Origin of the sequence: Pseudomonas arabinosi, assembly GCF_047758675.1 — a bacterium.
GTDB classification, from domain to species: Bacteria; Pseudomonadota; Gammaproteobacteria; order Pseudomonadales; family Pseudomonadaceae; genus Aquipseudomonas; species Aquipseudomonas arabinosi.
The window spans coordinates 258468-276845 of record NZ_CP180480.1 but is presented as its reverse complement, the minus strand read 5'-3'; the positions used below and the strand labels follow the sequence as shown (position 1 = coordinate 276845).

Here is an 18378-nt window from a genome sequence, read left to right as displayed (position 1 = left end):
CCTGTCGGGGATTTTTCCCACGACTATTGCGAACCGCCGAATGCCTACTCTGACCCTATACGTCCAGCGCATCCTGGAACTGATGAAGCGCTACCCAGGGGTCATTGCGCTCGGCGGTTTCATTTCCGGGGTTGGCAGCTTCATTCTGGTGGATCGCCAGCAAGGTCTGGCGACCTGGATCACCACCATCATGCTGATCAGCTGGATCTGGCTGATGCTGGAAAACAGCCTCACCAAGCTGTTCGCCAGGATCTTCAAACGCGAAATCCCCAAACCTCTGCTGCGTTACGCCACGCAGATGATCCACCAGGAAAGCCTGTTCTTCGTCCTGCCGTTCTTTTTTATCACCACCACCTGGAACAGCGGCCAGTTGTTTTTCACCGGGCTGTTGGGCGTCGCCGCGCTGATCTCCATCATCGACCCGCTCTACTACAAATGGCTGGCCCCCCGGCGCTGGGCGTTCCTGGCACTGCACACCCTGACGCTGTTCGCTGCACTGCTGACCGCCCTGCCCGTCATCCTGCACCTGACCACCGCTCAGAGTTTCAAACTGGCCCTGGGCACCGCCGTTGTCCTGTCGTTCCCGAGTCTGGCGTCGATCTTCCCGATTCGTACCGTGCGCAATGCCTTGGCGATTCTCAGTATTACGGTGGGCATCGGCGCGCTCGGTTGGGTGCTGCGGTCCTGGGTGCCGCCGGCGACCCTGTGGATGACCGACGTGGCAATCAGCACGCAAATGCAGGACCGCACACCAGGCAAGAGTCTGGAAGAAGTCAGCGCCGAGCAGATTCGCGGAGGTGGGCTGTACGCGTACACCGCGATCAATGCCCCGCGCGGTCTGGCCGAACGGATTTATCACGTCTGGATGTTCAACGGTAAAGAAGTCGACCGTATCCCGCTGGATATCAACGGGGGGCGCAAGGAAGGCTATCGGGCCTGGACCCACAAGCAGAATTTCCCCGGCAACCCCGCGGGTAAATGGCAGGTTCGGGTGCTGACCGAAGATGGCCAGGTCATCGGTGTGTTGCGCTTCGTGGTAAAGGACAACAAGCCTGCGACTGCCGCAAAGTGACCCGTTCGTGCTATTACGTAGAGCCGCGTAATAGCCGATAAAGCATGGAGCTTATGACCAGCAGCACAATGCCCGGCAGTGCCCGACTGGACACCTCTCACTCCCCTGCTCAGTTGCGGGTCACGGGTGACTGGACGCTTGCCCATTACGCCGATCTCAAGCACCTGAGCGAAAAGCTCCGCGGCCAATACGACGACAGCACTCACATTGACCTCAACGGCCTCGGCGCGCTCGACACCGCCGGCGCGTCGCTGCTGGTGGAGTTGCTCGGGTCCGAGCGTTTGGGCCGATCCGCCGAACACCCCGATTGCACACTGTCCTCCGCCGACCGTGCCTTGTTGCAGACCGTCTATTGCTCGCTGACCGACTTCTGCGTGCCGATCAAGGAACCGGAAATCAGCGTCGGCATTCAACTGCTGACCCGCATCGGCCGCGCGGTCGACGCGGTCTGGCAGGACACCCTGCAACTGCTGGGTTTCGTCGGCCTGATTCTGGAAACCATCGCCCGCGGTCTGTTTCGCCCGAAACGTTGGCGCATTACGCCGATGGTGGCGCACATCGAACAGACCGGCCTCGACGCCGCGCCCATCGTTGCCCTGCTGACCTTTTTGGTGGGCGCGGTGGTGGCGTTTCTCGGGGCGACGGTGCTGGCGAGTTTCGGCGCGAGTATTTTCACCGTGGACCTGGTGGCGTTCTCCTTCCTGCGCGAATTCGGTGTGTTGCTGACCGCGATCCTGATGGCCGGCCGCACCGCCAGTGCGTTCACCGCGCAGATCGGCTCGATGAAAGCCAACGAAGAAATCGACGCCATCCGCACCTTGGGCCTCGACCCGATGGAGCTGCTGGTGGTGCCGCGCGTGTTGGCCCTGCTGGTCGCGCTGCCGATGCTGACCTTTCTGGCGATGCTTTCGGGGATTATCGGTGGCGGTGTGGTTTGCGCGGTGGCGCTGGATATCTCGCCGGCGATGTTCCTGTCGCTGCTGCAATCGGATATTGGCGTTCAGCATTTTCTGGTGGGGATCGTCAAAGCGCCGATCTTCGCGTTTCTGATCGCCGCGATCGGCTGTCTCGAAGGCTTCAAAGTCAGCGGCAGCGCCGAGTCCGTCGGTGCTCACACCACGTCGAGTGTGGTCCAGTCTATTTTCGTGGTGATCGTGCTCGACGCCGTGGCCGCGCTGTTTTTCATGGAGATGGGCTGGTGAGTCGTCTACCCCGAGCGCCCTCCGAGGCGGTGATCGAAGTCCGCGGTCTGTGCAATCGCTTCGGCAGTCAGAGCGTGCATGAAAACCTCGATCTGGATTTGTACAAGGGCGAAATCCTGGCGGTGGTCGGCGGTTCCGGCAGCGGCAAGTCAGTACTGTTGCGCAGCATCGTCGGCTTGCGCCAGCCCAGCGAAGGGGTGGTGAAGGTCTTCGGTAAAAACCTGCCGACCCTGTCTGAACACGAGCGCTCGATGGTCGAACGGCGCTTCGGCGTGCTGTTCCAGAAAGGCGCCCTGTTCTCTTCGCTGACGGTCACCGAGAACGTCGCCTTGCCCCTGATCGAGCATGCCGGTTTGAGCCGAGAGGATGCCGAGCACCTGGCGGCAGTGAAATTGGCCTTGGCCGGGCTGCCGCTGTCGGCGGCCGACAAGTACCCCGCTTCGCTGTCCGGCGGAATGATCAAGCGAGCGGCACTGGCCCGCGCGCTGGCGCTGGACCCGGACATCCTGTTTCTCGACGAACCCACCGCCGGCCTCGATCCGATTGGCGCGGCCGCGTTCGATCAATTGATCCTGACCCTGCGCGATGCGTTGGGCCTGAGTGTGTTTCTGGTCACCCACGACCTCGACACGCTCTACACCATCACCGACCGGGTGGCGGTGCTGGCGCAGAAAAAAGTGCTGGTGGCGGATGCCATCGACAAGGTGTCGGAAACTGACGACGCGTGGATTCACGAATACTTCCATGGCCCTCGCGGCCGCGCGGCGTTGACCGCCGCTCAACAGCTTAAGGAGGTCTGACATGGAAACCCGAGCCCATCATGTATTGATCGGCCTGTTCACCGTGATTGTGGTGGCGGGCGCCCTGCTCTTCGGCCTGTGGCTGGCCAAGTCCAGCGTCGACACCGAGTTCAAGGATTACGAAATCGTCTTCAACGAAGCCGTCAGCGGTCTGTCCAAGGGCAGCGCCGTGCAGTACAGCGGGATCAAGGTCGGCGACGTGGTGACCCTGCGCCTGGACCCGAAAGACCCGCGCCGGGTGTTGGCGCGGATTCGTCTGGGTGGTGATACGCCGATCAAGGAAGATACCCGGGCCATATTGGCGCTGACCGGCATCACCGGCACCTCGATCATTCAGCTCAGCGGTGGTACACCGCAAAGTCCGACGCTCAAGGGCAAGGACGGTCATTTACCGACGATCATTGCATCGCCCTCGCCCATCGCCCGTTTGCTGAATGACAGCGGCGACCTGGTGGCCGGTGTGAACATGCTGCTGCACAACGCCAATCAGATGTTTTCTTCGGAGAACGTCGAGCGCATCAGCAAGACCCTTGAGAATCTGGAACAAACCACCGGCACCATCGCCGACCAGCGCGGCGATATTCGCCAGGCGATGCAGCAACTGGCATCAGTCGGTAAACAGGCCGGCGCCATGCTTGAACAGACGTCGGCGCTGATGCGCAACGCCAATGGCATGCTCAACGATCAAGGCAAGCAGATGTTCGGCAGTGCCGAGCAGGCGATGAAGTCGCTGGAACAGAGCAGCGCGACCATCAACAAGCTGCTCACGACCAATCAGGACTCGCTCAACAGCGGCATGCAAGGCCTCAATGGCCTGGCTCCGGCGGTGCGTGAATTGCGTGACACCCTGACGTCGTTGCGGGCCATCTCCCAGCGTCTGGAAGCCAACCCCACCGGTTATTTGCTGGGCAATGACAAGAACAAGGAGTTCACGCCATGAAGCTGCCTCACCTCGCCCTCCTCGCCAGCTTCATTGTGCTCAGTTCTTGCTCGATCCTGCCCAAGTCTGAACCGTCCGATGTCTATCGGTTGCCTTCGGCCCAGAGCAGCACATCGGCCAGTCAAGGGGTGCCGCAGCGCTGGTCGCTGCGTCTGACCAAGCCGCAGGCCAGCGAGGCTTTGAACAGCCCCAAGATCGCCGTGATCCCTCAGGGTGATCTGATCAGCAGCTACAAGGCTTCGCGTTGGAGCGACCCGGCACCGGTGTTGCTGCGCAATCGTCTGCTTGATGGTTTCCAGCGTGATGGTCGGGTGCCATTGCTCAGTACCGATGACAGCAATTTCCAGGCTGATCTTGAACTGGGCGGTAACCTGCAGGCGTTCCAGACTGAGTACCAAGGAACGAACGCGAGCGTCGTCGTGCGTCTGGATGCATTGCTGGTGCGTGGTTATGACCAGCGAATTCTCGCCAGCCGACGCTTCGAAGTGCGCCAGCCGTTGAGTGATGTGAAGGTGCCGGCGGTGGTGGCCGGGTTTGGTCAGGCCGGTGATCAATTGACGGCGCAGGTGGTGAGCTGGGCGGTGGAGCAAGGACAGAAGGTTGCCCCGCCGCTGAGGCCTTGAAGACCTACACATATCAATGTGGGAGCGAGCCTGCTCGCGATGGCGGTTTAACAGCCAACAGAATTGTTGAATGTGCCGACCTCATCGCGAGCAGGCTCGCTCCCACAGGGTTTTTGGTTTATCCGAAGAACCAGTAGCAAACCCCGATCGCGCCGAGAACGCCGGCAAGCTCCGCCAGCAACGCGCAACCCACCGCATGCCGCGCCCGCTGGATCCCCACCGCGCCGAAGTACACCGCCAATACATAGAAGGTCGTTTCGGTACTGCCCTGAATCGTCGCCGCCACCAGCGCCGGGAAGCTGTCCACGCCGGACGTTTTCATGGTTTCGATCAGCATCGCCCGGGCGGCGCTGCCGGAGAACGGCTTGACCATGGCGGTCGGCAGCGCATCGACGAAGCGCGTATCCCAACCGGCCCATTCCACCAGATGCCGAATCCCGTCCAGGCCAAAGTCCAGCGCTCCGGACGCCCGCAGCACGCCGACGGCACACAGCATCGCCACCAGATACGGCAGCAGGTTCTTGGCCACGTCGAAGCCTTCTTTGGCGCCTTCGATGAACGCTTCGTACACCTTCACCTTACGCAGCGCGCCGATCACCAGAAACAACATGATCAGCCCGAACAGCGTCAGGTTGCCGAGGATCGATGACAGGCCGGCCAGAGCGGTCGCTGAGAGCGTCGCCAGCAGCGCCATGAAGGCACCGAGGGCGAGGGCGCCGGGAATCAGGTACGCGAGCACCACCGGGTCCCACAGGCGCAGACGCTGCATGAACGCCACCGACAGCAGGCCGACCACTGTCGAGCAACTGGTGGCGAGCAGGATGGGCAGGAACACCAGGGTCGGATCGGGCGCACCTTGCTGGGCGCGGTACATGAAGATCGTCACCGGCAGCAGGGTCAGGGAAGAGGCGTTGAGCACCAGAAAGAGGATCTGCGCGTTGCTGGCGATGGTGTCGCTGGGGTTGAGTTCTTGCAGCGCCTTCATGGCTTTGAGGCCGATCGGCGTGGCGGCGTTGTCCAGGCCCAGGCCGTTGGCGGCGAAGTTCAGCGTGATCAGGCCGATGGCTGGATGCCCGGCCGGCACTCCCGGCATCAACCGCAGGAACAACGGACCCAACGCTTTGGCCAGCCACTCGACGATCCCGGCCTTCTCGGCAATTCGCAGAAAGCCCAGCCAGAGCGTCAGAGTGCCGAACAACAGGACCATGACTTCGACTGACAACTTGGCCATGGCGAAAATGCTTTCCACCATCGCCGCGAAGATCCCGGCGTTACCGCCGATCAGCCATTGCGCCAGTGCCGAAACGGCAGCCACGATGAAGAAGCCAAGCCACAGGCCATTAAGCATCAGTCAAATCCCCCGAAGAATGCGGCGAATGATAGCGGGGTAGCCAGAAACGACAAACCCCGGATTTCTCCAGGGTTTGTTTGGCACTGCATTGGGCCTTGTTGAACCCAATACTATGGGCTGGCCTCAATCAACTGTGGGAGCGAGCTTGCTCGCGATTGCGGTGTATCAGTCGACATCTAAGTTGGCTGGTAGTCCGTCATCGCGAGCGAGCTCGCTCCCACAGGGGTTATGCGTTAGTTGCTGGAAACTTCACCCACCGGCAATTTTTCCTTGCTGCGCCAGTGCGGCAGGGAGTTCCAGTAGCGCTCGCCCTTGGCGTCGTCGTACATGCCTTCCCAACGGGAGATGACCAGCACGGCCAAGGCGTTGCCGATCACGTTCAGTGCGGTACGGGCCATGTCCATGATGCGGTCGACACCGGCGATGAACGCCAGGCCTTCGAGTGGAATACCCACGCTGCCCAAGGTGGCCAGCAGCACCACAAAGGACACACCCGGTACGCCGGCGATGCCTTTGGAGGTGACCATCAGGGTCAGCACCAGCAGCAATTGCTGGCTGATCGACAGGTCGATGCCGTAGAGCTGGGCAATGAAGATGGCCGCGATGCTCTGGTACAGGGTCGAACCGTCGAGGTTGAACGAGTAGCCGGTCGGTACCACGAAGCTGCAAATGGCTTTCGGCGCGCCGTAGGCTTCCATCTTCTCGATCACGCGCGGCAGCACGGTTTCGGAACTGGCGGTGGAGTAGGCCAGCACCAGCTCATCCTTGAAGATGCGGATCAGCTTGATCACCGAGAAGCCGAACAGGCGAGCGATCAGGCCCAACACTACAAAGGCGAAGAAGGCGATGGCGACGTAAACCAGGATCACCAGTTTGGCCAGCGGTATCAGAGAGGCGAAGCCGAAGTTGGCCACGGTCACGGCGATCAGTGCGAAAACGCCGATCGGGGCGTAGTTCATGATCATGTGAGTGACTTTGAACATGCTTTCCGACACGCCCTGGAACATCTTCACCAGCGGCTCGCGCAGGTCCGATTGCAGGCTCGACAGACCGAGACCGAACAATACGGAGAAGAAGATGATCGGCAGCATCTCGCCGCGGGCCATGGCCGCGAAGATGTTCGACGGGATCAGGTTGAGGATCGTCTGGATGAACGCATGTTCATGTTGAACCTCGGCGGCAGTGGCCTGGTACTTGGAAATATCCACGGTACCCAGGGTGCTCATGTCGATGCCGGTGCCCGGATGGAACACGTTGGCCAACACCAGACCGACCACGATGGCGATGGTGGTGACGATCTCGAAGTAAAGGATGGTCTTGAGGCCGATGCGCCCAAGCTTCTTCGCGTCGCCGACACCTGCAATACCGACGATCAGCGAAGAGATCACGATCGGGATCACAATCATCTTGATCAGACGGATAAAGATATCGCCTGCTGGTTGCAGGACGTTGCTGATCCACCAGGCTTTTTCGGCACTGAAATGGTTGAGCAGCGCACCGATTGCAATCCCCAATACCAGACCGATGAGGATCTGCCAGGCGAGGCTAAGCTTTGCCTTCTTCATATCTTTACCCTTACTTGCGTTTGACTCAGGCAGATGCAAGAACTGGAACGCTTGTGGCGAAAAAGTCTTGTGCATCTACCCCCGTATAAGGTGCCCCGGAGCGCTTGTTATCGGCTCTCTGGCAGGCGAAAAAAGGCGCAACTATTCAGATGCAAGGAAGCGACGTCTAATGCCGTAAACGCCTACCCTATGCCGAATCGGCATGAGCTTTTTTAACTGAAACACGCGTCCCAACCGGTTCGAATACGACATTTCGGCAGGCATAAGTGCCGTGAACCGGCCATCGCAGAGGAGGTTGGTTGTTTTTTGAACAAGGGGATGTGGGCTAAAACTCGGGAAAAAGCCTACGTTTAAGCGCGAAATTTCTCGGTCTTTGAGTCGCAGTTTTCTCGATATACGGTCACCAAAGAAACACCGCGAAATGGTTTTGCGAGGGATTCACTGAGCAGGTGAGCAGAACGCTCTAAGACAATGCTTTGCGCTGAGGAAGCTCTTCGCAAGTTCGTCGATCCATGAGTGACCGGCGAACTTGCGTCGCAGCTTCTGCCTGACCCGGCCCTTGCGCAGGCACTCCCTGTACCCGTAGGTCACTCCGCCCCTGAAACAGGCAGAACGTCCCGGCCCCTTGATCATGCGTCTACCGTCCTCGGGTAGCGCAGTGGAAAGAAGCCATGCTGCTTCTTTCATGTTACGAATTCAGTACCAGTGTGGATCTTTCTTCAGCTGTTCCCTCAACAAGTCCTGCATACCCTGGTCCGGCTTTCCAAGAAAGCGGTAGTCGGCATGTCGCGTGGGCGACTTGTCGGCCGGCAGCCCCGCAGGCACTTCGACCAGCATGGCGTAGGCATCCTTCTTGTCGAAGCTGACGGCAACGATCAAGCGCTTGTTGAGGCATGTCGCCTGCGATTCGCAGAGCGGCCCAACCAGATATTTTTCACCATCTTCTTCAACAGCATTCATTTGCTCGGCGTCGCCGGACAGGTTCATGACCCATTCCGGCAGGCGTTCTTCTTTCTTCACCACGCCTTGCCAGGTTTCACGGTATTGCGGGTCTGCATTGAGTAACTCATTGACCCGCGCCTGGCCGTCATTGGCCGCTGTTGCCATGGCACTGCCGCCCAGAAGCAGGGCGGCTGCCAGTGTCTTTAACAAAACGCTCATATTCACCCTCGACCGCGACGGCCAAAGAAGAAGGAAGCAATGAACATCACCAGGAACACGACAAAGAGAATCTTGGCGATACCCGTGGCGGTGCCCGCGATACCACCGAAGCCCAGTACCGCAGCGATGATGGCAATGATCAAGAATGTGATTGCCCAGCTCAACATGGTGATTCTCCTTACGCTTCTATTTAGAGGTGCTGCTTGTGGTGCTTTTCCCGGCGCATCAAACGCGCCAAGTTCATGTGTCTAGAACACCCAACGTTCCTGGCGAGGCATCTCATCCGCAGGCTGAGCCTGGTCGACGTCCATCATTCGCATTGGGGGGCTGTCAGCCTGGTTACTGCTGGCCGCGCTGAAATGGGTTTGGGTCGGGTGCTGAATCGACAGGCGTGGCGCTTCTTGCTGCTGGTTCTGCTCCCAGCGCTGAAACTGCTGGCCGACGATCAAGGTGATCAGTAGCGCCAGAACAGCAAACAGACCTTGCTGGATATGCAGTGGCGAGATACGCAACTGGGCGGCACGTTGGCGACTCATCCTGAAGCTCCTCCCACACTGTGGTGATCTTGTTAGGGGCGACTTTTAAATGCCCTGGTTAATCAGACTATTGCAGCCTGCATGCCAGCTTTTCATGATAATAAAATCCAATAAAATCAATTAGTTATGAATGGTGTGGGAAACGCGTCGGACGCATCCTGCACGATGGTCCTTTTGAAGTCGTGCGTAATGCACGATGGACTCGTAGGAACTTTCAATATTTTTGAATTGCGAGGAGGGCGTGGATGTCACAAAGAGACACCGGCAATCGTCTGCGAACCGGCTATCTGATAAAAAAACAACAAAATCAGGCGATTAGCCGTAGGGTGAGGAGAGAGCTACGCTGCTGTAGCTGGAATCGACCAGAATCAACCATGCAACTTGCCCGATTTTTCCGGGACTAACCAAGATCATTCATTAAGGAGCGTAGGAAAATGGAATCAGCCACTGAGCACCAAGGCCGCATTCTGCTGGTGGACGATGAGTCCGCCATCCTGCGTACTTTCCGCTATTGCCTCGAAGATGAAGGCTATAGCGTCGCTACCGCCAACAGTGCCGCTCAGGCTGATGCACTGCTTCAGCGCCAAGTCTTCGACCTGTGCTTCCTCGACCTGCGCCTGGGTGAAGACAATGGCCTCGATGTGCTGGCCCAAATGCGCATTCAGGCGCCGTGGATGAGGGTGGTGATCGTCACCGCTCATTCGGCCGTGGATACCGCGGTGGATGCCATTCAGGCCGGTGCCGCAGACTATCTGGTCAAGCCTTGCAGCCCCGATCAATTACGCCTGGCCACCGCCAAGCAGCTGGAAGTGCGGCAACTGTCGGCACGTCTGGAAGCCCTTGAAGGCGAAGTGCGCAAACCCAAGGATGGCCTGGACTCTCACAGCCCGGCGATGAAAGTCGTGCTCGAAACCGCCCGCCAGGTGGCCAACACCGATGCCAATATTTTGATTCTCGGCGAATCAGGTACCGGTAAAGGCGAACTGTCCCAGGCCATTCACGGCTGGAGCAAGCGCGCGAAGAAATCCTGTATCACGATTAACTGCCCGTCCCTGACCGCCGAACTCATGGAAAGCGAGCTCTTCGGCCACAGCCGTGGCGCGTTCACCGGGGCCAGCGAAAGTACTCTGGGTCGTGTCAATCAGGCCGACGGTGGGACGCTGTTTCTTGACGAGATCGGCGATTTTCCGTTGATTTTGCAACCTAAACTGCTGCGTTTCATCCAGGATAAAGAATACGAGCGGGTGGGCGACCCGATCACCCGCCGTGCCGATGTGCGCATCCTCGCGGCCACTAACCAGAACCTCGAAGACATGGTGCGCGATGGCCGTTTCCGCGAAGACCTGCTCTACCGCCTGAACGTGATCACCCTGCACCTGCCGCCACTGCGCGAGCGCAGGGAGGATATTCTGAACCTGGCCGATCGCTTTCTGGCCCGTTTCGTCAAGGAGTACGCGCGCCCGGCTCGGGGCTTCAGCGACGAAGCCCGTGAAGCGCTGCTCGGCTACCGCTGGCCTGGGAACATTCGCGAACTGCGCAACGTTGTGGAGCGGGCAAGCATCATTTGTCCACAGGAACGGGTCGAGATCAGTCATTTGGGCATGGCTGAAAGCCCGGTCAACAACGCTCCTCGCATCGGCGCTGCGCTGAGTCTGGATGAATTGGAAAAAGCCCACATCGGAGCGGTCCTCGCCACTGCAGATACGCTGGACCAGGCCGCCAAGACCCTGGGTATCGATGCCTCGACGTTGTACCGAAAACGCAAGCAGTACAACTTGTGAGCTGTCTCCGATGAGACTGGCGATGAAGTTGCGCACGCGGCTGTTTCTGAGCATTTCCGCACTGATCACCGTGGCATTGCTTGGGCTGTTGCTCGGGTTGGTCAGCGTGATGCAGATGGCGAGTTCCCAGGAAGCGCTGATTCGCAATAATTTCGTCACGCTCGACCTGGGACTGAAATTGCGTCAGACCCTGGGCGATCAGCTGATGATCATGCTCAGCGAGAAGCCGGATCCTGCAGCGTTCGAGGCGTCCAAGCAGCATTATTTCCAGATGCTTGATGACGGCATTGTCCATGCCTCGGGTGGCGATGAGCGCCAGCACGGTTTCGAACAGGCCAAGAATGACTACCTGAGCTTTCTGCAGGCGTACGACCTGTCACGTGACTCGACACAGGTGTTGAGTGGCAACGAAGAGCTCATCGAAAAATTCAACGCGCTACGCACTGGTTTGATCGCCGTGCAACAGCGGGCGCTGGATAACATCAATGCCACCGAACGGCAGGCTCGGGAGAGGGCGCTGTTGGTTGCCGGCCTGCTCGGGCTGGTGGGGCTGGCGGTACTGATCATCGGCTTCGTCACCGCCCACGCTATCGCCCGACGTTTTGGTGAACCGATCGAGGCCCTGGTCCAGGCGGCGGACAACATCGGCCAAGGCAATTTCGAAGTGACGCTACCGATTTCCTCGGCCGTGGAAATGAACCAGCTGACCAAGCGCTTCGGGATCATGGCCGAGGCCTTGCGCGAGCATCAGGCCACCAATGTCGATGAACTGCTCGCAGGCCAGCAGCGTTTGCAGGCCGTGCTCGACAGCATCGACGATGGGCTGTTGATGATTGATCGCGATGGCCGTTTGGAGCACCTCAATCCAGTGGCGCAGCGTCAGTTGGGTTGGGACAGCGATCGTCTCGGTCAAGGTCTGGGTACGGCGCTTGAGCGTCCCGAACTCGATGATCAGCTACAACTGGTACTGCGCGGCGGCACCCTGGAGCGGGCGCCTGAGGACCTGAGTATTGAGGTCGACGGTGAGTCGCGGTTGCTGACCTTCAGTCTGACGCCGGTCAGCCATACACAGGGTCATATCCTCGGCGCCGTGATGGTGCTGCATGACGTCACCGAACAGCGGGCGTTTGAGCGGGTGCGCAGCGAGTTCGTGCTGCGCGCCTCGCATGAATTGCGAACGCCGGTTACCGGGATGCACATGGCGTTCGGCCTGTTCCGCGAGCGTGCGCACTTTGCCAAGGACTCGCGTGAAGCTGATCTGCTGGACACCGTGAATGAAGAGATGCAGCGCTTGATGCAGCTGATCAACGACTTGCTGAACTTCTCTCGCTACCAGAACGGATTGCAGAAACTCACGTTGGCGCCGTGCTCCATCGAGGATTTGCTGGAGCAGGCCCGTGCACGTTTTACCGGCCCGGCAGAAGAGCAGGGCATCGACCTGCTGGTGGAAGTGCAAGGGCCATTGCCGCGATTGCAGGCCGATCAGCCGCAGCTGGATCGGGTGCTCGATAACCTGATCGACAACGCGTTGCGCCACACCGCTTCCGGCGGGCAAATACGTTTGCAGGCTCGGCGCCATGGGGAGCGAGTGATTATCAGCGTCGAGGACAACGGCGAAGGCATTGCCTATGGTCAGCAGGGGCGGATTTTCGAACCTTTTGTCCAGGTCGGTCGCAAGAAGGGCGGTGCCGGACTCGGTCTGGCACTGTGCAAGGAAATCGTGCAGTTGCACGGCGGTCGGATGGGGGTTTATTCGCGGCCGGGGCAGGGTACTCAGTTCTATATGGCGCTGTCGGTTTGAGCCGCAGCCGCTTCAGGCTTCGTCATCGAGACGTCGGGCAGCCAATCGGCGACCACGGGTAATCAGCTCGATGAACTGCACCGCACTCAACGCACGGGCGAATAGCCAACCCTGACCGAACTTCACGCCTTCACTGCTCAGAAGCGCCGCCTGGGATTCAAGTTCGATGCCTTCGGCAATCACCTTGAGTTGCAGGGCCTGGGCCATGTGAATGATGTGGGGGGCGACACCGCTACTTGCAGCGTCATGACCCAGCGCATCGATAAACGCCTTGTCGATTTTCAGGCAATCGACGGGCAGGGTTTGCAGATAGGCGAGGCTGCAATAGCCGGTGCCAAAGTCATCAATCAGCACTTGATGCCCGACATCCCGCAAGGCTTGCAGGTTTTCCCGGGCTACCACGACATCGATCAATCCCCGCTCGGTGACCTCAAAGGCAATTTGCTTTGCCGCGACGCGGTGCAAAGTCAGCAGGCGCGCCATGACTTGGCCGATACGCGGCACCATGACGTCGCAGGCCGCCAGGTTGACCGAGATGTACAGTTGCGGATTGGCCCGCAACAATTGACCCAGCTGCTCAAGCAGGCGTTGCAGGACGAAGTCGGTCATCTGGCGAATCTGGCCGGTGTTCTCCGCCATCGGAATAAACAGGTCGGGGCTGGTCAGGGTGCCGTCCGGCCTTCGCCAGCGCAGCAAGGCCTCTGCCCCGACACAGTTGCGGCTGTCGAGGTCGAAGATCGGCTGATACAGCACCTGCAATTCGCCTCGCCGTATGGCGCCACTCAGTTCGGCGTCCAGCGACTGTCGCTGGCGCACCAGCAGAAGCACCAGAAAACCCACACATAAGGCGAGTGCCAGGCTGGCCGGCAGCAACCACCACCAGACTGCGGGCACATGCATACCGGTGCGTGGGCTGATCAGCACCAATTGGTATTCCGGATTGTTGGTGGGCATGCGGTAAATCAAGCGGGAATGCGTCACTTGTAGCGAGTCGAGGCTTTTCGGGGGCCAGGGTTCGGTGGGTGGCCAGGCCTGCGAGACACCCAGTACCGGAATCGCGCGCGTACCGTGGTCGAGCACTACCAGCAGGCTGCTTCCCGGTGGCAAGTCGACCATGTCGGTCAAATGCCCGCGAGACGTCGCGACACGAAAATTGCCGCGCCCGAGCATCAGCGCGGCACGGTTTTCATCGGGTTCGGTGGTGGTGTTCAGCCAGTAGCTGTAGGTCGGCCCCTTGATGTCTGGCGGCCTTATCATCGACAGCCCTTCCTGGCGGGGGCGGTTGGAACAGATCCGCGAGGCGTCCATATAAGCGGCTTCGTAAACGAAACGGTAATTGAAGCTGACCTGTTGCAAGGTCGCGATCATTTCGTCATCGCAGCCGCGTAACGGCTGGGCTTCCAGGTCGTCGAGGCTTTCTCGCAACTGCCCGAAAAGCTGCTCCAGACGAGCAAGGAAGCGCTCGCCCTGGGCATTCATTTCTTCGCTTTCGCTCTGCTCAACTTGATGCATGGCCACGAACAGGCTGCCAGCCATAAGGAGTGTCGCGCTCAAGGCAGCAGCCAGCATCGCCAAAAACCAAGGGCGAAAGAACCAACTACGTAGTGTCTCTCGAGCAGCAGGCATAGGGAATATCCGAAGAATTACCAATGAGTTATAGCTGCTGATTGGAAAAAAGCCCTGACCGTCGGGCGGGCGTCATTATTTTGTCTGGTTCAAGACTTGTAGTAGCGCCGCGGTTTGCGCATCCGGTGTGCCATCGAAACGTGTCGGTCGGAAATGCATCTGGAAGGCCGCAATCACATGACGTGTCGCGACATCCAGCTCGCCGGTTTGCGGCGTGGGATAACCCGCGCGGGCCAGTTGTGCCTGAAACCAGCTGATGGTTGGCAGTTGTACTTCGAACTGTGCTTGCTGACGCGTTACGGCCTGCTCGTTCGGCCAGATTCCCAGGCCTTCGGCAGCCAGACGCTTCCAGGGGAATAGCGGTCCCGGATCAAGCTTGCGCAGCGGGGCGATGTCGCTGTGGCCGATGATGCTGCGGGGATTGATGGCGTAACGCTTGCTGATGTCCTTGAGCAGGACGATCAGGGACTGGACCTGGTCTTCGCTGTAGGGGTACCAAAGACGCCCGGTAGGGGTGTCTTTAAAACCCGGATTGACGATTTCGATACCGATGGAGCTGGAGTTCAACCAGGTCCGGCCTTGCCATTCGCTTTCCCCGGCGTGCCAGGCTCGGAGGTTTTCATCCATCAGCTTGTAGATGGTGGCGCCCTTGTCGTCGCCAATCAGATAGTGGCTGCTGACGTCGCCGTGGGTCAGCAGTTGCAGCGAGCGCTCCAGTGATGCGGAGGTGTAGTGCACCACCACGAACTGAATGCGGCTGTCGTAATTGGCTGAAGGGTGACGGGTGTCGATTCGCGGGCCGCTGGCACAACCGGCCAACAGAATCAGCGAGGCGATGAGAGATAGATATTTCATGGCAGAAGGCAATACACGCAAGACAGTAATGCAACAGTGTAACGTACTGTCTTGCGCGCAGACGGCCAACGCGAAGTTTTAAACAAAATGGAACAATTACCCATCAGCCCAGTGCGACTTGGTTACGGCCGGCATGTTTCGCGCGATATAGGGCCTGATCGGCTCTTTTAAGAACCAGATCGCTATGTTCGCCGGGTTTGAATGCCGTCAGACCCATGGAAATGGTGATGGTTACTGGTTCGCCCTTGAAGTGGAAAGGGCAGGCTTCGATCGATGCACGGAGCTTTTCCAGCAGTTTCGCACCAGCAGTTAGCACTGTGTCTGGCATCAACAGGACAAACTCCTCACCGCCGAACCGGGCAATGAAATCCGTCCCGCGCAGGCGCTTGCGTAGCACGCTGGCGATGATTTTCAGTACTTTGTCACCCGCCAGGTGACCATAGTTATCGTTGATGCGTTTGAAATGGTCGAGGTCGAGCATTGCCAGCAACAGGGTGTTGCCGTGTTGCTGCCATTGGTTGATTTCGTGATCCAGTCGTTCGCTCCAGGCTGCCCGGTTAGGCAGGTCGGTGAGCGGGTCGATCAAGGCTTTCTGACGCTGCTCTTCAAGATGCTCGCGGTAGCCCAGGGCTTCCTGCTCCATGTGCGCAACGCGTTCGGCCAGACTATGAAGGCGGGCTGCGACTTCCTGCTCGCGCTCGTCACGCTGCTTCTGATGCTGGTCCATGGTGCCGAGCAGGCCTTCCAGATGGTTTTCCAGGACGTGCTTGAGATCGTCCAGGTCGGCGGCTTCCTGCATGCTGCTCTGCAAGCCGTCGACCTGCTCGCGGATCTGCGTGTCCATCTCGCGTGCGGCGGAACGGTTGTCGGCATGGCCTTCGCTGGCGGCTTGCAAGTTGCTTTGGAACGACTCGAGGCGTTCGTTCAGCTGTTGCAAGTAGGCTTCGAATTCATGCTGGCCACTGTCGGTGATTGCCAGCATCAAGGTTGCCAGATCATCGAGGATTGGCAGCAGTTCGTACCAATTCAAACCGTTTTGCAGACGATCACGCATCGCTTCGGCTTGCGGACGATGACGCTCGGGCAGCGTCAGGTCGTCGAGAAGGCCCAGTAGCGTGTCTTCGATATGCTTGGCCACCGAGCTGTAGGACGGCTCGGGCGAGTCCGGCAGGGCATAGAGAACATCCTGCTCGGCTTGTTCAGGGGCTACGGCGGTCAACATCTCGGCCATGGCTGGGGGCAACGGCAGGCTATCGAGATAGACCATCGGGGTCAGTTCGTCGGGATTGATGGCCGGTTGAGCCTGTATTTTCGGCTCGATGATTGATGGCGCGGGTTCTTCTGGATGTTCTATGTCCGGTTGCGGTTGCGGTTGCGTCTCTGGAGTCTGGGCGCGTGCTCGCTCCGGCTCGAGCACCGGCGGGACAAACGCTACAACTGCAGCAGAAGGCGCTGCAGCGGGCGGAGCCTCGACTGTCGGTGGCTCGGATGCAGTCGCGGGCGCGGCAACTTGTGTAACCGCCACTTGCGGCTTATCGATCTCTGGTGCGAGATCGACGGTTACCTGTGGTGTTTCGGCATGAGGCACAGCAACGGCTTCGGCTGGCTGCGGGGCGGGTGTCGGGAAGGTGCCGGAGGCAACCTGTAATGCCGCTTCATCCGCTTCACGGCTACCAAACAGTCGCTGCAGCAAGCCAGGGCGCCCGGGTTCTGCCGGGTTTTCAAGCTGATGCAGGGCTTTGCCTTGCAGACCGCTCAGTTCGCTGAGCAGTAACGGAATTTCGCGCGCCTGCCCGACTCTTGCATCCAGTTGCTTGGCGAAGTTTTTCAGAGGCCGGCTTACTTCGCGGGGTAGCGGTAATGTTTGCAGCTGCGAGACCAGCGCGGTCAATGCAGCGCTGGTCTGATTAACCCGGGTTTCCCGGCGTTGTTCGGAGTCGAGCACCGCTTTTTCCAGCCGCGGAAGCAGGGCGGCGAGGCCGGCGTCCATGTCGTCGGTGCGCACGACTTCACGCATTTCCTTCATGCATTGGTCAACGACGCGGTCGCTGCCCTCGGCGGCCAGCGTGCTGCGCACCAGGCCACGACGCAGCAGGTCGAGTCGGGCGTCCCAGCGACGTTCGAGCTTTTCCTGTTGTTCGATGCTTTTGAGGTATTTCTCTTTCCAGCGCTGTGCTTCGTCGCTCATTCATGGGATCCGCGAGGGGCAGGACTCAACGCGGGCAATGCATCAGCCGTGAGCGAACCCGGCAGACGAATCTCTACCGCGACCGGCAGGTGATCGGAAATGGGTTGTGCCAGCACCTCGACCTTTTCAAGGGTCAGGGTGGGGCTCAGCAGAATATGGTCCAGACAGCGCTGCGGGCGCCAGCTAGGGAACGTCGCTTCCAGTTGCGGTGCGAGCAGGCCGAGGTCACGCAACGGGGAATTTTGCAGCAAGTCACTGGCGTGGGTATTCATGTCGCCCATCAGCACCTGGTGTTTATAGCCGCCGATCAACTCGCGGATGTAAGCCAGTTGCATACTGCGGGCGCGGGCGCCCAGCGCCAGGTGCATCATGACCACCACCAACGCCTCAGGACCTTCGCCAAAGCGCACCAGAATCGCCCCGCGACCCTTGGGCCCCGGTAGCGGATGATCTTCAATCGCCCACGGGCGCAGGCGGCTGAGCACACCGTTGCTGTGCTGGCCGAGACGTCCGAGATTGCGATTGAGTTGTTGATACCAGTAGGGGAATGCGCCGAGCTGGGCCAGGTGTTCGACCTGGTTGACGTAGCCTGATCGCAAGCTGCCGCCATCGGCTTCCTGCAAGGCGACCAGATCGAAGTCGCCCAGCAGATTGCCGATCTTTTGCAGATTGTCGGCACGCCCGGTGTGCGGCAACAGATGCTGCCAGCCCCGGGTCAGGTAGTGGTGATAGCGCTCGGTACTGATGCCGACCTGGATATTGAAACTGAGCAGACGCAGACGACTGTCTGCGGGCAGGCCCGTCGACTCCAGATGATGTTCGTTGACCCGCGGATCGTGCAGGCCAACGACGCGTTCAGTGCCCCAGCGGCGCATGG

16 protein-coding genes are annotated in these 18378 nt (G+C 59.5%); 7 read left to right on the top strand and 9 right to left on the bottom strand.

Annotated elements, in window-relative coordinates:
- Positions 1-40: 40 nt before the first annotated feature.
- From ACMXYJ_RS01195 to ACMXYJ_RS01175, 5 genes are read left to right on the top strand one after another with little or no spacing between them, the layout of a single operon-like run.
- Positions 41-1072 (top strand): DUF5924 family protein, encoded by a 1032-nt coding sequence (locus ACMXYJ_RS01195; RefSeq protein WP_415758503.1) that lies wholly within the window; start codon positions 41-43, stop codon positions 1070-1072.
- A gap of 53 nt (positions 1073-1125) precedes the next feature.
- The gene (locus ACMXYJ_RS01190) at positions 1126-2274 is read left to right on the top strand and encodes an ABC transporter permease (protein ID WP_415758502.1); all 1149 of its coding nucleotides are present in this window, start codon (positions 1126-1128) and stop codon (positions 2272-2274) included.
- Positions 2271-3074, top strand: a complete 804-nt coding sequence (locus ACMXYJ_RS01185) for an ABC transporter ATP-binding protein (protein WP_415758501.1) — start codon at positions 2271-2273, stop codon at positions 3072-3074. Before ACMXYJ_RS01190 ends, ACMXYJ_RS01185 begins: the two co-directional genes overlap by 4 nt.
- 1 nt (position 3075) lies before the next feature.
- On the top strand, positions 3076-4014 hold the full coding sequence (locus ACMXYJ_RS01180) for an MlaD family protein (protein ID WP_415758500.1): 939 nt from the start codon (positions 3076-3078) through the stop codon (positions 4012-4014).
- Positions 4011-4637, top strand: coding sequence for an ABC-type transport auxiliary lipoprotein family protein (locus tag ACMXYJ_RS01175; RefSeq protein WP_415758499.1), 627 nt, complete (start codon positions 4011-4013; stop codon positions 4635-4637). The genes ACMXYJ_RS01180 and ACMXYJ_RS01175 overlap by 4 nt, the downstream gene beginning before the upstream one ends.
- A gap of 118 nt (positions 4638-4755) precedes the next feature.
- Here the strand turns inward: ACMXYJ_RS01175 and ACMXYJ_RS01170 are convergent, their stop codons facing one another.
- The 5 genes from ACMXYJ_RS01170 to ACMXYJ_RS01150 form a co-directional block, all read right to left on the bottom strand.
- Positions 4756-5985: a nucleoside recognition domain-containing protein gene (locus tag ACMXYJ_RS01170; protein ID WP_415758498.1), complete on the bottom strand. Its 1230-nt coding sequence runs from the start codon at positions 5983-5985 to the stop codon at positions 4756-4758.
- A gap of 236 nt (positions 5986-6221) precedes the next feature.
- A complete protein-coding gene (gene gltP, locus ACMXYJ_RS01165) occupies positions 6222-7553 on the bottom strand; it encodes a glutamate/aspartate:proton symporter GltP (protein ID WP_415758497.1) in 1332 nt (443 codons plus the stop codon).
- Between the two features lie 696 nt (positions 7554-8249).
- Positions 8250-8714: an inhibitor of vertebrate lysozyme family protein gene (locus tag ACMXYJ_RS01160; RefSeq protein WP_415758496.1), complete on the bottom strand. Its 465-nt coding sequence runs from the start codon at positions 8712-8714 to the stop codon at positions 8250-8252.
- Between the two features lie 2 nt (positions 8715-8716).
- Complete coding sequence (locus ACMXYJ_RS01155) at positions 8717-8881, bottom strand: DUF1328 domain-containing protein (protein ID WP_003177151.1); 165 nt, start codon at positions 8879-8881, stop codon at positions 8717-8719.
- An 81-nt stretch (positions 8882-8962) separates the two neighbouring features.
- Positions 8963-9250, bottom strand: a complete 288-nt coding sequence (locus tag ACMXYJ_RS01150; protein WP_415758495.1) for a hypothetical protein — start codon at positions 9248-9250, stop codon at positions 8963-8965.
- A gap of 434 nt (positions 9251-9684) precedes the next feature.
- Between ACMXYJ_RS01150 and algB the strand changes: the two genes are divergently transcribed.
- A complete protein-coding gene (gene algB, locus ACMXYJ_RS01145; RefSeq protein WP_415758494.1) occupies positions 9685-11031 on the top strand; it encodes a sigma-54-dependent response regulator transcription factor AlgB in 1347 nt (448 codons plus the stop codon).
- Between the two features lie 10 nt (positions 11032-11041).
- Positions 11042-12832, top strand: coding sequence for a KinB sensor domain-containing domain (locus ACMXYJ_RS01140; RefSeq protein ID WP_415758493.1), 1791 nt, complete (start codon positions 11042-11044; stop codon positions 12830-12832).
- A gap of 12 nt (positions 12833-12844) precedes the next feature.
- Here the strand turns inward: ACMXYJ_RS01140 and ACMXYJ_RS01135 are convergent, their stop codons facing one another.
- The 4 genes from ACMXYJ_RS01135 to ACMXYJ_RS01120 form a co-directional block, all read right to left on the bottom strand.
- Entirely contained in the window at positions 12845-14458 is a 1614-nt protein-coding gene (locus ACMXYJ_RS01135) for an EAL domain-containing protein (RefSeq protein ID WP_415758492.1), read from the bottom strand.
- A 75-nt stretch (positions 14459-14533) separates the two neighbouring features.
- Positions 14534-15313, bottom strand: coding sequence for an N-acetylmuramoyl-L-alanine amidase (locus tag ACMXYJ_RS01130; RefSeq protein WP_415758491.1), 780 nt, complete (start codon positions 15311-15313; stop codon positions 14534-14536).
- Positions 15314-15416: 103 nt separating this feature from the next.
- Positions 15417-17501 carry a GGDEF domain-containing protein gene (locus ACMXYJ_RS01125; RefSeq protein WP_415758490.1) on the bottom strand — a complete coding sequence of 695 codons (2085 nt, stop codon included), beginning with the start codon at positions 17499-17501 and terminating at the stop codon, positions 15417-15419.
- Complete coding sequence (locus ACMXYJ_RS01120; protein WP_033059783.1) at positions 17498-18376, bottom strand: endonuclease/exonuclease/phosphatase family protein; 879 nt, start codon at positions 18374-18376, stop codon at positions 17498-17500. The genes ACMXYJ_RS01125 and ACMXYJ_RS01120 overlap by 4 nt, the downstream gene beginning before the upstream one ends.
- Between the last annotated feature and the right edge of the window lie 2 nt (positions 18377-18378).